The following is a 13,542-nucleotide window of genomic DNA, read 5'->3' as shown; positions in this document are numbered from 1 at the left end:
CTGCTATTCAAGCCGCGCCAGACCGTCATCACCCCAACGGGTGAGCTTGCACCCGATTGTCGCGGCCGAGCCGCCGCAGTTCGGACTCGCCTCACCCACATCATCCCAGGCCCGATGGGTGCAGCACCAGCGGCGATGCGAATCCGACAGGAGGTCAGCATCCCGCGTTTCGGCGAGGTACATGCCTTCGGATCACGACTGGGATTTGGGAACTTGCGCTAAGCCATTGAAATGATGGCGCGAGAGACGGGACTCGAACCCGCGGCCTCCGCCGTGACAGGGCGGCGCTCTAACCAACTGAGCTACTCCCGCGGATGCCGATCAGGACTGATCCGCGCAGGACCGAGGGCATAAAGGCCCTCATCCCGTTAGTCAAGGACGTTGCGGAAGTCCCCACAAGACGGGCGTTTTGCGCCGCCGGCCGCCCATTGTGGCCGGTTTTCAGGGGAAACCGCGTAGTCAGCAAAGCCCCGAATCAAATACGCCTGATGCGTCCCGGTGTCCGGACGCTGCCCCGACCGGCGCGGCGGCTTTCCGGACCAGCCGGAACGGACGCGAACGGCCCCGCCCATTCGCGCACAAGCAGCAATTCCAGCCATTCAGGAGGAGGGCCAACATGGCGAAGAAAGCAGCGACCCCGGCGACCATCACGCTGAAGCATTTGGCGGCGGCGATCGCCGAGGAGCAGGACATGTCGAAGAAGCAGGCGGAGGCGATCCTGACCGACATGGTCACACGGATCACCAAGCACCTGAAGAAGGGCGAGCGCATCCGCATCGTCGGCCTCGGCATCCTCCAGGTGCGCAAGCGTGCCGCCCGGATGGGCCGCAACCCCGCTACCGGCGAGCAGATCCAGATCAAGGCCAGCAAGAAGGTCGCCTTCCGCCCGGCCAAGGAGCTGAAGGAAGCGGTGTAAGCCACGCTGCGCACGCTTCGTTAACGAAGCGCCATTCCGGGTTGGAACGCGGCCCCGGGATGGCGCTTTTCTGTTATAGAGCCTGAGGTTTCTCGTTTGTGCGCGCACTTCGTGCGAACAGCTCTGCTTCGCTTCCCGTACCCTTATCCGCGCGGTCTTCATGCTGGCACCGGTCCTGAACTTCAAGCACACCGTCACCGAGCGCTTCCTGCGCTATGTCGTGATCGACACCCAGTCCGATCCGGACTCGCCGACCTGTCCCTCCACCGAGAAGCAGAAGAACCTCGGCCGCCTGCTGGTCGCCGAGTTGCAGGCGATGGGGATCGCCGACGCGCATCTCGATGCGCATGGCTACGTCTACGCGACGATCGCGGCCAACACCGACAAAAAGGTCCCGGTGATCTGCTTCTGCTCGCACATGGACACCTCGCCCGACTGCACCGGCAAGGACGTCAAGCCGCAGGTCGTGAAGAACTACCGCGGCGGCGACATCGTGCTGCCGGCCGATCCGTCCCAGGTGATCCGCGCCTCCGAGCATGAGGCGCTGGCCGCGCAGATCGGCAACGACATCATCACCACCGACGGCACCACGCTGTTAGGGGCCGACAACAAGGCAGGCCTCGCCGAGATCATGGATGCCGCGCATTTCCTCGTCAGCAATCCGCAGGTGAAGCACGGCACCATCAGGATCCTGTTCACGCCGGACGAGGAGATCGGCCGCGGCGTCGACAAGGTCGACATCAAGAAGCTCGGGGCCGATTTCGGCTATACCATGGACGGCGAGAGCGCCGGCCATATCGAGGACGAGACCTTCTCCGCCGACGGCGCCAGCATCGTCATCGAGGGCGTCGCGACCCATCCGGGGTTCGCGAAGGGCAAGATGGAGCACGCGATCAAGATCGCGGCCGCGATCGTCGACCGCCTGCCGAAGGACACCTGCTCGCCGGAGACCACCGAGGGCAAGGAAGGTTTTCTGCATCCGGTCGCGATCTCCGGCGCGCTGGAGAAGGCGCGGATCGACTTCATCGTGCGCGACTTCACCGAGACCGGCCTGAAGCAGAAGGAGGCGCTGCTCGAGGCGATCGTGAAGGACGTCATGAAGGCCTATCCGCGCTCGAGCTACCGGATGGAAGTCAAGCAGCAGTACCGCAACATGAAAGAGGTGATCGACCGCCATCCCGAAGTGGTCGCCAACGCCATCGAGGCGATCAAGCGCGCCGGGCTATCGCCGGTGAAGACCTCGATCCGCGGCGGCACCGACGGCTCGCGGCTGTCGTTCATGGGGCTGCCCTGCCCCAACATCTTCGCGGGCGAGCACGCCTTCCATTCGCGGCTCGAATGGGTCAGTCGGCAGGACATGGAGAAGGCGGTGCAGACCATCGTGCATCTCGCGATGATCTGGGAAGAGCGGGCGTAGCCCTCTCCGTCATTGCGAGCCAACGGGTCGCAATGACGAGGCGTGAGGCTTGCGCTCTGGCGCTACGACGCCCGCGCCGTCACGACCCAGATCGCGGCCGGCAGCAGCACCGAATTGCCCTTCGCGAACGGCGTCAGCGCCTCGCGGATCGAATTGACGGCGGCGGCGCGCACCTCGTCCGGATGTCCGTCCAGTGCGCGGCTGGCCGGACCGATCTCGAGCGCGCCCTGCACCGCGAAGTCCATGCCGCGCCCGATCGCGACATCGAGCTCGAGCCGGCACGGCTCCATCGCCACGCCGGTAAACCCGGCCTCGCCGAGGATACGCTGCACCCGCGCTTCGGAGGCGAAGGAGAACGGACCGGGGTCTTCGGGCCCGACTTGCGGCATCTTCGGCACGTGCTTGTAGACCGCCTGCAGCGGCGCCATGAAGAACGGGTTCTCGCGCGGCTCCTTCCAGCAGATGAAGGTGAGCCGTCCCGACGGCTTCATCGCCTTGCGCAGATTGGCGAACGAGGCCACAGGATCGGCGAAGAACATCACGCCGAAGCGCGATGCAAGCAGATCGAAGCTGGCCGGATCGAACGGATAGACGGTGGCATCGGCGAGCGCGTAGCCGGCCGGCGCATCCTTCGGCGTGCTCTGTCGTGCCCGCTCCAGCATCGGCCCCGACACGTCGACACCGAACACATGGCCCGTCGGTGCAACCTTGCGCGCGAATGCGATGGTGGACGCGCCGCTGCCGCAGCCGACATCGAGCACGCGCTCGCCGGGCGCAGGCCTGGCGCGATCGAGCAGCAGGTCGAGGACCGGCGTCAGCAGGATGTCCTGCACCGCCTGGCGGTCGGCCCAGCGCTGGCCGCCGGGTCCGTTCCAATAGGCGATCTGGTCGGCATTGCGTTCGTGGCCTTGCGCGAGGTCCATCAGCAGTTCTCTCTGGTCGCGGCGCGCAGCATCGGCATCACCTGATAGACGAAACCTGCATTGGCCTTGGTGACGGGATCGTTGGCGACGATCTCCTGCGGATCGGCATCGTCGGGCAATTGCAGCACGCCGAGCCCCCAGAGCCCGGCGGGATCGGCCACCGGGCCGAACACCAGCGCCTTGCCGGCGCGCAACAGCTCGCCGCAATAGGCGACATGCGCCTGCATGATCTCGGCCTCTTGCGGCGTCATGTCCTGCGGAAAGGTCGGACGCGGTCCGGTCAGCCGGCAGACGTAATGCTTCATGGCTCAGCCCTGATTTCGCGCTTCACTTGGTGGCGGTGCCCGCTGGTGCAGCCGGCTTCGGCGCGGCCATCTTCGCCGCAGGCTTGGCATGCGGCTTCGGCGCGGCCTGCGACGCGTTGTCGGGGCGCGCCATGCCCCACGGATCGGTCTGCTTCTGGTCCGGCACGTTGCTCAGGGAACGCTGATAGGCACGCTCGGCCCGCCTGTCCTCGGCCTTCTGCGCCTCGGTCTTCGGCTTGTCCTCCTCGCGATACTGCTGGATGTGATCCTGCGCCAGAGCGGGTCCGGTGATCAGGGCCATCATGAAGGCGGCAGCGATAATGCGCATCGAACGAGACTCCCGGTTGTGCGGCGACGATATCATCGCGCCAAATCTGCGCGGCAAGAATGACAATGATTGGACGATGCGCAAGTCTGCTGCGCTGTTCCGGCTCAGACGAAACGGATGTGCGATTGGGAACAGTCCGCCTTCGCTCTTCGAGCTTCGGCGCGACAGCCTTCGCCTGCGGCATCTGCGCAAGTGGCTGGTGTTCCGTGAAGGCTGGCTTGCCGAGCCGTAGCCCGCAGTGCGAAGGCTGGTAGGCGGCGAGAGATTCGAACTCCCGACCCTCTCGGTGTAAACGAGATGCTCTAACCAGCTGAGCTAGCCGCCCTCACCTGCGCCGCCTCTTTAGCCTTGCCCGCCCCCGCGGCGCAAGGTCGACCGTTCTAATCCATCGGACGGCCCGGCAATCCCTTAAGATCATGGATCCACGGCGCAGCGGAGCGGCACCAGATTTGCCGCCGCGGCGCCAATTCGCCGCGCTGGCGGATGCTGCCCCAGCGGATGCCCCAGTCGTCCGGCCCGCCGTCCTCGCCGCTGGTGAACAACGGGGAACCGCAATCGCCGCAAAAATGCTGGAAACGGATTCGGCCGTTGTCGCCGCGCTTGCCGTAGACCTTTGGCGCTCCGCGGGTCAGCCGGACCTGCCCGGCGGCGCAGATCACCGTCACGCGATAGGGCGATCCGGTCAGGGTCTGGCAATCCGCGCAATGGCAGATCGACACCCGTTCTGGATCGATATCGGCCCGATAGGTCACGGCTCCGCATTGGCACTGTCCGTCGATCTGCATCGTGCTGCTCCTCTTACGACCCCAACAAGATGACGCCCGGACGCACCGTTCCACTCATAGCAGGCGCAAACAACCGGTATCCCAATATTGCCTTGTTTGGGATACCAAAATGGGATACTTTGCCTGAAGCCGCCTCCCCATGAGAATCGCCCATGTCGCAGATGCTGCAAATCCACGACCAGTTGCGGGAGATGATCCTGTCGCTCGACCTCGGACCCGGCGAGCGGCTGACCGAACGCTGGCTGGAGAGCCGCTTCGAGGGCTCGCGGACGCCGATCCGCGCGGCGCTGGTCCGGCTCGAAAGCGAGGAGCTGGTGCGCCGCGACGGCCGCAACTGGATCGTCGCGCCGATCGATCTCGGCGAACTGGAAGCGCTCGCCGAATTCCGCCTGCCGCTGGAGACGACCGCCGTCCGCCTCGCCTGCACGCGGGCCAGCGCGGCCGACATTGCCGGCATCGAGGCGATGCTGGATGCCTGCCAGGCCGGCGCACCGCGCGAGGAATGGCACCGCGTCGGTACCGATTTCCATGTCGAGATCGCGCGCCTCTCCGGCAACCCGTTCATCGTCAAGGCAATCTCAGGTGCGATGACGCGGCTGTCGCGGGCGCGCTGGCTCGAGGTGTGGACCGAGCCTTCGCGCGAGCAGGCCTGGGCCGAACACCGGCGTATCCTCTCCTTCATCAAGACCAACGATCCGGAGGCCGCCGCGCGCGAGGCCGCCGATCACATCAGTGGCACCCGCGATCGCCTGCTGCGCTCGCTGAGCGAGGACCGCCGCGGGCTCAAAGCGCGCGGCTTCGCCGTGGTCGGGCTGCGCTGAGATGGACGCTCGTTCCCCCACTGAAATCGATCGCGAGGCCGCCCTCGAGGCCGGCCCCTGGAAACGCAACCTGATCGTCTGCGTGTACGGCTCCTTCACCACCATCGTGGGGATGACGCTGCTGCTGCCGTTCCTGCCGCTCTATGTCGAGCAGCTCGGCGTGTCGGATCATGCCGCCATCGTGCAATGGTCGGGTATCGCCTATGGCGCCACCTTCTTCTCCGCCGCGCTGACCGCACCGCTATGGGGGCGCCTCGCCGACCGCTATGGCCGCAAGCTGATGCTGATCCGCGCGAGCCTCGGCATGGCGATCGCGATGTCGCTGATGGGCATGGCGCACAACGTCTATGAACTGGTCGGGCTGCGGCTGTTGACCGGCCTGCTCGGCGGCTACGCCTCGGGCTCGACCGTGATGGTCGCAGCGCAGACGCCGAAGTCGCGCTCCGGCTGGGCGATCGGCGTATTGTCCGCCGGCATCATGGCCGGCAGCCTGGTCGGTCCCCTGGTCGGCGGCATCCTGCCGCCCCTGATCGGCATCCGCGCGTCGTTCTTCCTGATCGGCGGCGTCATCTTCGTCACCTTCCTCGCCACCACCTTCCTGCTCCGCGAGGGACCCCGGCCGAAGCGCACGAGCGGCAGCAAGTCGCGCGGCGGCTGGGAGTTGGTCCCGGACAGGCGCCCTCTCATTGCGATGTGGTTGACGGGCCTGCTGCTGATGATCGCCAACATGTCGATCGAACCGATCATCACGGTCTATGTCGCCCAGTTGGTCGCGGCGCCCCAGGTGACGTTCGTCGCCGGCATCGTGATGTCGGCGGCGGCGTTCGGCAGCCTGCTGTCATCGTCGCATCTCGGCAAGCTCGCCGACCGCGTCGGCCACTGGCGGATCATCATCGTCTGTCTCGCGGTCTCGGCCGTGCTGCTGATCCCGCAGGCCTTCGTGGTCAGCGGCTGGCAGCTGATCGTGCTGCGCTTCCTGATGGGGCTGGCGCTCGGCGGCCTGCTGCCGTGCATCGCGAGCGTCATCCGGCACAACGTGCCTGATACGGTCACCGGCAGCATGCTGGGCTATTCGGTGTCGGCGCAATATGCCGGACAGGTGATCGGCCCGCTCGCCGGCGGTTTCGTCGGCGGCCATATCGGCATGCCCGCGGTGTTTCTCGGCACCAGCGTGCTGATGGCGCTGGGCGCGATCGGCAACTGGATGATCGAGAAGAAGCGCTAGCGTTCTACTCGACGTTAGAAACAAAAACGGCGCCCGAAGGCGCCGTTTGATGTGTTGCCGAGAGCTTGGTCAGTGCGCCGTCAGGCCGCCACCCGCTTCGTCCGAAGCGTCGGGCTTGACGTCGACCTTGGTCTCCTCTTCCCAGACGATCGGCGTCGGGACTCGGGTCAGCGCCTTGGCGACGACCTCGTCCAGCCGCGAGACCGGGATGATGTCCATGCCGCCCTTGATCGCATCGGAAATCTCCGTGAGATCCTTGGCGTTGTCCTCGGGGATCAGCACCGTCTTGATGCCGCCGCGTGCGGCAGCCAGCAGCTTCTCCTTCAGACCGCCGATCGGCAGCACGCGGCCGCGCAGCGTGATCTCGCCGGTCATCGCGACATCGTGGCGGACCGGGATGCCGGTCATGACCGAGATGATCGCGGTGGCCATTGCGACACCGGCCGACGGACCGTCCTTCGGGGTTGCACCCTCCGGCACGTGGACGTGGATGTCACGGCGATCGAACATCGGCGGCTCGATGCCGTAGGTGATCGCACGCGAGCGGACGTAGGACGCCGCCGCCGAGATCGATTCCTTCATCACGTCACGCAGGTTGCCCGTGACCGTCATCTTGCCCTTGCCGGGCATCATGACGCCTTCGATGGTCAGCAGCTCGCCGCCGACATCGGTCCAGGCAAGACCGGTCACGATACCGACCTGATCCTCGTCGTCGATCTCGCCGAAGCGGTACTTCGGCACGCCGAGGAACTCCTCGATGTTCGCCTCGGTCACCTTCACCGACTTCTTCTTGGAGATCATCAGCTCCTTCACCGCCTTGCGGGCAAGTGTCGACAGCTCACGCTCCAAATTACGCACGCCCGCTTCGCGGGTGTAGCGGCGGATCATCAGCAGCAAGGCCGCGTCGTCGATCGACCATTCCTTGGAGTCCAGACCGTGCTTGGAGATCGCGGTCGGGATCAGGTGCTTGCGCGCGATCTCGACCTTCTCATTCTCGGTGTAGCCGGCGATCCGGATGATCTCCATGCGGTCCATCAGCGGGCCCGGAATATTCAGCGTATTCGCGGTCGTGATGAACATCACGTTGGACAGATCGTAGTCGACCTCGAGGTAGTGGTCATTGAAGGTCGAGTTCTGCTCGGGGTCCAGCACCTCGAGCAGCGCCGACGACGGATCGCCGCGGAAATCGGCGCCCATCTTGTCGATCTCGTCCAGCAGGAACAGCGGATTCGAGGTCTTCGCCTTCCGCATCGACTGGATGATCTTGCCGGGCATCGAGCCGATATAGGTGCGGCGGTGACCGCGGATCTCGGCCTCGTCACGCACGCCGCCGAGCGACACGCGCACGAACTCACGGCCGGTCGCCTTCGCGATCGACTTGCCGAGCGAGGTCTTGCCGACGCCGGGAGGGCCGACGAGGCACAGGATCGGTCCGGTCAGCTTGTTGGCGCGCGACTGCACAGCCAGGTACTCGACGATGCGGTCCTTGACCTTCTCGAGGCCGTAGTGATCGGAGTCCAGCACCGCCTGCGCGGCCGCGAGGTCCTTCTTGACCTTGGACTTCTTGCCCCACGGAATCGACAGCAACCAATCCAGATAGTTGCGCACGACGGTCGCTTCCGCGGACATCGGCGACATCTGGCGCAGCTTCTTCAGCTCGTGCTGGGCCTTCTCGCGTGCTTCCTTGGAGAGCTTGGTCTTGGAGATCTTCTCCTCCAGATCGGCCAGCTCGTCGCGACCTTCGTCGTCGCCGAGTTCCTTCTGGATCGCCTTCATCTGCTCGTTCAGGTAATACTCGCGCTGGGTCTTCTCCATCTGGCGCTTGACGCGCGAGCGGATGCGCTTCTCGACCTGCAGCACCGAGATCTCGCTCTCCATCAGGCCGAGCACCTTCTCCAGGCGCTGCGTGACGGACAGCGTCTCCAGGATCGCCTGCCGGTCGGAGATCTTCACTGCCAGATGCGAGGCAACGGTGTCGCCGAGCTTGGCGAAATCGGTGATCGCCTGGACCACGCCGACGACCTCGGCCGAGATCTTCTTGTTCAGCTTCACGTAGTTTTCGAAGTCGGACACCACCGAACGCGCCAGCGCCTCGGCTTCGACCGAGGTGGCGTCAGTGTCGGCGAGCGCGACCGCGGTCGCCTCGTAGTATTCGGCGCGGTCCGAATAGGTCTCGACGCGGGCGCGCTCGAGCCCTTCGACCAGCACCTTAACGGTGCCGTCGGGCAGCTTGAGCAGCTGCAGAACGCTGGCGAGCGTACCGGTCTCGTAAATGGACTCGGGTGCCGGATCATCATCGGACGCGTTCTTCTGCGTCGCGAGCATGATCAGCGCGTCGGTCTTCATGACCTCCTCGAGCGCGCGAATCGATTTCTCGCGGCCGACGAACAGCGGCACGATCATGTGCGGGAAGACGACGATGTCGCGGAGCGGCAGCACCGGATAGGAGTGGCTCTCGCCGTGAACGATCGTTGGCCGGGGTTTGGAAGTCGTCATGGCCTAATCCTCTTGTTATGCCCCCTTGCACGCAGTCCGCCTGCTCGCGCAACCGCCTCAAGGTGCCTTGGTGATCCGGAATAAGTGAGGCATGGCCGCCGCTTTTTCCGCATCGGGAAGCAACGAATCTCAACACATGAGGCCCGCCGCCGACAGCATTAGGTGGCTATCGGGCATAGGGGTGTCAAGTATGAGAAGTGCCCGGAAAAACAGGGCTAAACAGCCATTTGGTGCTACGCCAAAAGAGCGGCGCTGCTGAACGACAGCGGCCGCCGGAACGCCCGGCAGCCGTGCATTTTTGGACAGTCAGACCGGCGCGCCTTACGCGCTCGCGCTGCTCTCGACCGCGCGGTCGGAACGATCCGCGTAGATGTAGAGCGGACGTGCCGTTCCCTCGACCACCTCGCGCGAGATCACGACTTCCTCGACGCCTTCGAGGCCCGGGAGGTCGAACATCGTCTCGAGCAGGATGCTCTCCAGGATCGAGCGCAGGCCACGCGCGCCGGTCTTGCGCTCGATCGCCTTGCGGGCGACCGCGCCAAGCGCCTCGTCGGCGAAGGTCAGCTCGATGTTCTCCATCTCGAACAGCCGCTGGTACTGTTTCACCAGCGCGTTCTTCGGATCGGTGAGGATCTTCTTCAGCGAGGTCTCGTCGAGGTCTTCCAACGTCGCGACGACGGGCAGACGGCCGACGAATTCCGGGATCAGGCCGTACTTCAGGAGGTCTTCCGGCTCGACGTGACGGAAGATCTCACCGGTGCGGCGATCCTCAGGCGCGAGCACCTGCGCCGCGAAGCCGATCGAGGTCGAACGGCCGCGCGCGGAGATGATCTTCTCGAGGCCCGAGAAGGCGCCGCCGCAGATGAACAGGATGTTGGTGGTGTCCACCTGCAGGAACTCCTGCTGCGGATGCTTGCGGCCGCCCTGCGGCGGGACCGAGGCCACCGTGCCTTCCATGATCTTGAGCAGCGCCTGCTGAACGCCCTCGCCCGACACGTCGCGGGTGATCGAGGGATTGTCCGACTTGCGGCTGATCTTGTCGATTTCGTCGATGTAGACGATGCCGCGCTGTGCGCGCTCGACATTGTAGTCGGCGGCCTGCAGCAGCTTGAGGATGATGTTCTCGACGTCCTCGCCGACATAGCCGGCTTCGGTCAGCGTCGTCGCATCCGCCATGGTGAACGGCACGTCGAGGATGCGGGCCAGCGTCTGCGCGAGCAGCGTCTTGCCCGAACCGGTCGGACCGATCAGCAGGATGTTCGACTTCGCGAGCTCGACGTCGTTGTGCTTGGTCTGGTGGTTGAGCCGCTTGTAGTGATTGTGGACGGCGACCGACAGCACCTTCTTGGCGTGGCTCTGGCCGATCACGTAATCGTCCAGCACCTTGCAGATTTCCTTCGGCGTCGGGATGCCGTCGCGCGACTTCACCAGCGAGGATTTGTTCTCCTCACGGATGATGTCCATGCAGAGTTCGACACACTCGTCGCAAATGAAGACAGTCGGTCCGGCAATCAGCTTGCGAACTTCATGCTGGCTCTTGCCGCAGAACGAGCAATATAGCGTGTTCTTGGAGTCGCTCGTGCCGACCTTACTCATTCATTATCTCCGTCCGCCGTTCGATCTCGTTTGCCAGATCGACCCAATCCGGCACAAACCGGGGCTGATGGGTAGATAGAGCAAATTCCGTACCAAAAAAGACCCTACGCAGTACTGACCGTGCGAATCACGGTGCCTTCGAATCCCCCGCGATCATAGTCGATGCGTCACAGCCAACCATGCTGGCACCCGACTATCAAGAATTCGCTAATCGCGGGGCCAGCTCAAGACCGTGACAATACCGTGATTTTCCACGATCGCACGTGGAATACGCGTCGAAATCCACGAAACGTTGCGGGATTGCCACGCCGCAAAATGAGCACGAAAGCGGAACTTTCTGCCCACACACCAGCACTAACGGGCGGCTCCGCAGCCCGTTTGCCGGTTATGTGAGGCGTCAATGTGGAAGATCACACGACGCCTCGGGATGCCTGCCCTGCTCAGGCCGCCTTCGCCGACGCCGGGTCCTCGGGACGCTTGTCGATCACCTTGTCGACGAGGCCGAACGCCTTGGCGTCCTCGGCGGTCAGGAACTTGTCGCGCTCGAGCGCGTCCTCGATCGCCTTGTAGGTCTGGCCGGTGTGCTTCACGTAGATCTCGTTGAGGCGCTTCTTGAGATTCAGGATCTCCTGCGCGTGCAGCATGATGTCGGTGGCCTGGCCCTGGAAGCCGCCGGAGGGCTGGTGCACCATGATGCGCGAGTTCGGCAGCGTGAAGCGCATGTCCTTCTCGCCGGCGGCCAGCAGCAGCGAGCCCATCGAGGCCGCCTGCCCCGTGCACAGCGTCGACACCGGCGGGCGGATGAACTGCATCGTGTCGTAGATCGCAAGGCCCGACGTCACCACGCCGCCCGGCGAGTTGATGTACATCGAGATTTCCTTCTTCGGATTCTCGGCCTCGAGGAACAAGAGCTGCGCGACGATCAGCGTCGACATGCCGTCCTCGACCGGACCGGTCACGAAGATGATGCGCTCCTTGAGGAGGCGCGAGAAGATGTCGTAGGCGCGTTCACCGCGATTGGTCTGCTCGACGACCATCGGGACGAGGTTCATGTAGGTTTCAACGGGATCGCGCATGGAAGGACCCAAGGGTTAGGGGTGATGCGGAAGGTAGCTTACGGTTAACCCAGATATAGGCCAATTTCCGACCGACAAGACCGGCACTAGCCACCCGGGCAGGCAAACTCAGGCAGGCAAATTGAAGCAGCCGGAGTTCAAGCTGATTCGCCGCGGCGCGCCTAGCGACGGGGCCCCGTCGCCAGCGCGCTTTCACGGTTCATCATTAACGCGAGGTGCCGGAATTAAGCGGCAGTTTTCTCGGCGTCTTCATCCTTGAACAGCTCTTCCTTGGTGACCTTCTTCTCGGTCACGTTGGCGAGCTCGAGGATGAAGTCGACCACCTTGTCCTCGTAGATCGGGGCGCGCAGCTGAGCCAGCGCCTGGGCGTTGTTGCGATAGTAGTCCCAGACTTCCTTCTCGCGGCCGGGCACCTGGCGGGCGCGCTCAATCACGGCGCGCGAGACCTCGTCGTCGGTCACGGTGATCTTGTTCTTCTCGCCGATCTCCGACAGCACGAGGCCGAGCCGCACGCGGCGGTCGGCGATGGTGCGGTACTCTTCCTTGGCCGCTTCCTCGGTGGTGTTCTCGTCGGCGAAAGTCTTGCCGGAGGACTCCATCTCGGACTTGATCGAGTTCCACATCAGGTTGAACTCTTCGTCGACCAGCGACGGCGGCGCCTCGAACCTGTGGTTCTCGTCGAGCCGGTCGAGCAGCGCGCGCTTGACGCGCTGGCGGGTGGCGCCGGCGAACTCCGCCTTGAGGCGCTCGCGCATCAGCTCCTTCAGCTTGTCCAGCGATTCGAGGCCGAGCGTCTTGGCGAACTCGTCGTCGATCGTCGTCTCGCCGGGCGCTTCGATCAGCGTCGCGGTGGTCTCGAACTCGGCCGGCTGGCCGGCGAGCTTGTCGTTGAGATAGTTCTTCGGGAAGGAGACCTTCAGCGTGCGGGTCTCGTTCGCGCCGATGCCGATCAGCTGCTCCTCGAAGCCCGGGATGAACTGGCCGGTTCCGATGGACACCTGGATGTTCTCGCCGGTGCCGCCCTCGAAGGCTTCGCCGTTGATGGTGCCCTTGAAGTTGATGGTGACGCGGTCGCCGTTCTCGGCCTTGGCGCCCTCGGACTTGGCGTTGTACGGACGGTTGCTGTCGGCGATGCGCTTGATGCCGTCATCGACGTCGGCGTCGGAGACGTCGACCACCGGCTTCTCGACCGCGAAGGTCTTGAAGTCGGCGAGCGTGATCGGCGGCACAACCTCGATCGCGACGGTGTAGGTCAGGTCGGTCTTGCCCGACAGCAGGTCCTCGACCTCGTCCTTCTCGGTCGGCATCGTGATCTTCGGCTCGCCGGCGAGGCGGAAGCCGCGGTCGGTGAAGATCTGCTTGTTGGTGTCGCTGATGGTCTGGTCGATGGTCTCGGCCATCACCGAGCGGCCGTAGATCTTCTTCAGATGCGCCACCGGCACCTTGCCCGGACGGAAGCCGTTGAGACGCACCTTGTCCTTGAGGTCGACCAGCTTGGCGCCGGCCTTGGCATCGAGATCGGATGCCGGGACGCTGATCTTGAACTCGTGCTTCAGTCCCTCGTTGAGGGTCTCGGTGACCTGCATGGTGTCAATCTTCTTCCGCTTTCGCCGACGGCCTTTCGGCCGTGGCAGTGTTCAATCAAGGTCGACGC

Annotated in this window: 13 protein-coding genes and 2 tRNA genes; 5 read left to right on the top strand and 10 right to left on the bottom strand. The window is 64.4% G+C overall.

The annotated features are described in order from the left end of the window. Window positions 1-235: 235 nt before the first annotated feature. Window positions 236-312 (bottom strand) — tRNA-Asp (locus JQ633_RS18945). A 304-nt stretch (window positions 313-616) separates the two neighbouring features. Here JQ633_RS18945 and JQ633_RS18940 point away from each other — a divergent pair. Continuing rightward, a complete protein-coding gene (locus tag JQ633_RS18940; RefSeq protein WP_211986572.1) occupies window positions 617-916 on the top strand; it encodes an HU family DNA-binding protein in 300 nt (99 codons plus the stop codon). A gap of 160 nt (window positions 917-1,076) precedes the next feature. Beyond that, window positions 1,077-2,333, top strand: a complete 1,257-nt coding sequence (gene pepT, locus JQ633_RS18935; protein WP_211986571.1) for a peptidase T — start codon at window positions 1,077-1,079, stop codon at window positions 2,331-2,333. A 62-nt stretch (window positions 2,334-2,395) separates the two neighbouring features. On the opposite strand, the gene JQ633_RS18930 is transcribed toward pepT, so the two are convergent. Genes JQ633_RS18930 through JQ633_RS18920 form a run of 3 tightly spaced genes read right to left on the bottom strand, consistent with a single transcriptional unit; the run spans window position 2,396 to window position 3,889 of the window. Further along, window positions 2,396-3,256 (bottom strand): class I SAM-dependent methyltransferase, encoded by an 861-nt coding sequence (locus tag JQ633_RS18930; protein WP_211986570.1) that lies wholly within the window; start codon window positions 3,254-3,256, stop codon window positions 2,396-2,398. After that, window positions 3,256-3,561, bottom strand: a complete 306-nt coding sequence (locus tag JQ633_RS18925) for a YciI family protein (RefSeq protein WP_211986569.1) — start codon at window positions 3,559-3,561, stop codon at window positions 3,256-3,258. The genes JQ633_RS18930 and JQ633_RS18925 overlap by 1 nt, the downstream gene beginning before the upstream one ends. A gap of 22 nt (window positions 3,562-3,583) precedes the next feature. Further along, window positions 3,584-3,889 (bottom strand): hypothetical protein, encoded by a 306-nt coding sequence (locus tag JQ633_RS18920; RefSeq protein WP_211986568.1) that lies wholly within the window; start codon window positions 3,887-3,889, stop codon window positions 3,584-3,586. On the opposite strand from JQ633_RS18920, the gene JQ633_RS18915 reads away from it, so the two are divergent. Then, window positions 3,882-4,121 (top strand): hypothetical protein, encoded by a 240-nt coding sequence (locus tag JQ633_RS18915; RefSeq protein WP_211986567.1) that lies wholly within the window; start codon window positions 3,882-3,884, stop codon window positions 4,119-4,121. The two genes, JQ633_RS18920 and JQ633_RS18915, sit on opposite strands and share 8 nt — an antisense overlap. A 16-nt stretch (window positions 4,122-4,137) precedes the next feature. Here the strand turns inward: JQ633_RS18915 and JQ633_RS18910 are convergent. Then, window positions 4,138-4,214 (bottom strand) — tRNA-Val (locus JQ633_RS18910). A 55-nt stretch (window positions 4,215-4,269) separates the two neighbouring features. Further along, the gene (locus tag JQ633_RS18905) at window positions 4,270-4,674 is read right to left on the bottom strand and encodes a GFA family protein (RefSeq protein ID WP_211986566.1); all 405 of its coding nucleotides are present in this window, start codon (window positions 4,672-4,674) and stop codon (window positions 4,270-4,272) included. A 152-nt stretch (window positions 4,675-4,826) separates the two neighbouring features. Between JQ633_RS18905 and JQ633_RS18900 the strand changes: the two genes are divergently transcribed. Both JQ633_RS18900 and JQ633_RS18895 read left to right on the top strand, forming a co-directional pair. Beyond that, window positions 4,827-5,495, top strand: coding sequence for a GntR family transcriptional regulator (locus JQ633_RS18900; protein ID WP_211986565.1), 669 nt, complete (start codon window positions 4,827-4,829; stop codon window positions 5,493-5,495). Between the two features lies 1 nt (window position 5,496). Next, entirely contained in the window at window positions 5,497-6,720 is a 1,224-nt protein-coding gene (locus tag JQ633_RS18895) for an MFS transporter (protein WP_211986564.1), read from the top strand. A 69-nt stretch (window positions 6,721-6,789) separates the two neighbouring features. Here the strand turns inward: JQ633_RS18895 and lon are convergent, their stop codons facing one another. The 4 genes from lon to tig all read right to left on the bottom strand — a co-directional run bounded on the left by lon (window position 6,790) and on the right by tig (window position 13,474). After that, a complete protein-coding gene (gene lon / locus JQ633_RS18890) occupies window positions 6,790-9,216 on the bottom strand; it encodes an endopeptidase La (RefSeq protein WP_211986563.1) in 2,427 nt (808 codons plus the stop codon). 321 nt (window positions 9,217-9,537) lie between these two features. Then, complete coding sequence (gene clpX, locus JQ633_RS18885; RefSeq protein ID WP_024506813.1) at window positions 9,538-10,812, bottom strand: ATP-dependent Clp protease ATP-binding subunit ClpX; 1,275 nt, start codon at window positions 10,810-10,812, stop codon at window positions 9,538-9,540. Window positions 10,813-11,252: 440 nt separating this feature from the next. Then, a complete protein-coding gene (locus JQ633_RS18880; protein ID WP_076857756.1) occupies window positions 11,253-11,888 on the bottom strand; it encodes an ATP-dependent Clp protease proteolytic subunit in 636 nt (211 codons plus the stop codon). A 224-nt stretch (window positions 11,889-12,112) separates the two neighbouring features. Continuing rightward, entirely contained in the window at window positions 12,113-13,474 is a 1,362-nt protein-coding gene (gene tig / locus JQ633_RS18875; protein ID WP_211986562.1) for a trigger factor, read from the bottom strand. Window positions 13,475-13,542: the final 68 nt, after the last annotated feature.

Source organism: Bradyrhizobium tropiciagri (assembly GCF_018130505.1).
Lineage (GTDB): Bacteria > Pseudomonadota > Alphaproteobacteria > Rhizobiales > Xanthobacteraceae > Bradyrhizobium > Bradyrhizobium tropiciagri_B.
The sequence above is the reverse complement of the archived record's forward strand: the minus strand, read 5'-3'. Positions and strand labels throughout refer to the sequence as shown.

Excerpts from the sequence above, each read along its gene's own strand:
- JQ633_RS18940 (WP_211986572.1), top strand. The coding sequence starts at position 617 with ATGGCGAAGAAAGCAGCGACCCCGGCGACCATCACGCTGAAGCATTTG.
- pepT (WP_211986571.1), top strand. The coding sequence starts at position 1,077 with ATGCTGGCACCGGTCCTGAACTTCAAGCACACCGTCACCGAGCGCTTC.
- JQ633_RS18930 (WP_211986570.1), bottom strand. The coding sequence starts at position 3,256 with ATGGACCTCGCGCAAGGCCACGAACGCAATGCCGACCAGATCGCCTAT.
- JQ633_RS18925 (WP_211986569.1), bottom strand. The coding sequence starts at position 3,561 with ATGAAGCATTACGTCTGCCGGCTGACCGGACCGCGTCCGACCTTTCCG.
- JQ633_RS18915 (WP_211986567.1), top strand. The coding sequence starts at position 3,882 with ATGCGCATCGAACGAGACTCCCGGTTGTGCGGCGACGATATCATCGCG.
- JQ633_RS18920 (WP_211986568.1), bottom strand. The coding sequence starts at position 3,889 with ATGCGCATTATCGCTGCCGCCTTCATGATGGCCCTGATCACCGGACCC.
- JQ633_RS18905 (WP_211986566.1), bottom strand. The coding sequence starts at position 4,674 with ATGCAGATCGACGGACAGTGCCAATGCGGAGCCGTGACCTATCGGGCC.
- JQ633_RS18900 (WP_211986565.1), top strand. The coding sequence starts at position 4,827 with ATGTCGCAGATGCTGCAAATCCACGACCAGTTGCGGGAGATGATCCTG.
- JQ633_RS18895 (WP_211986564.1), top strand. The coding sequence starts at position 5,497 with ATGGACGCTCGTTCCCCCACTGAAATCGATCGCGAGGCCGCCCTCGAG.
- lon (WP_211986563.1), bottom strand. The coding sequence starts at position 9,216 with ATGACGACTTCCAAACCCCGGCCAACGATCGTTCACGGCGAGAGCCAC.
- clpX (WP_024506813.1), bottom strand. The coding sequence starts at position 10,812 with ATGAGTAAGGTCGGCACGAGCGACTCCAAGAACACGCTATATTGCTCG.
- JQ633_RS18880 (WP_076857756.1), bottom strand. The coding sequence starts at position 11,888 with ATGCGCGATCCCGTTGAAACCTACATGAACCTCGTCCCGATGGTCGTC.
- tig (WP_211986562.1), bottom strand. The coding sequence starts at position 13,474 with ATGCAGGTCACCGAGACCCTCAACGAGGGACTGAAGCACGAGTTCAAG.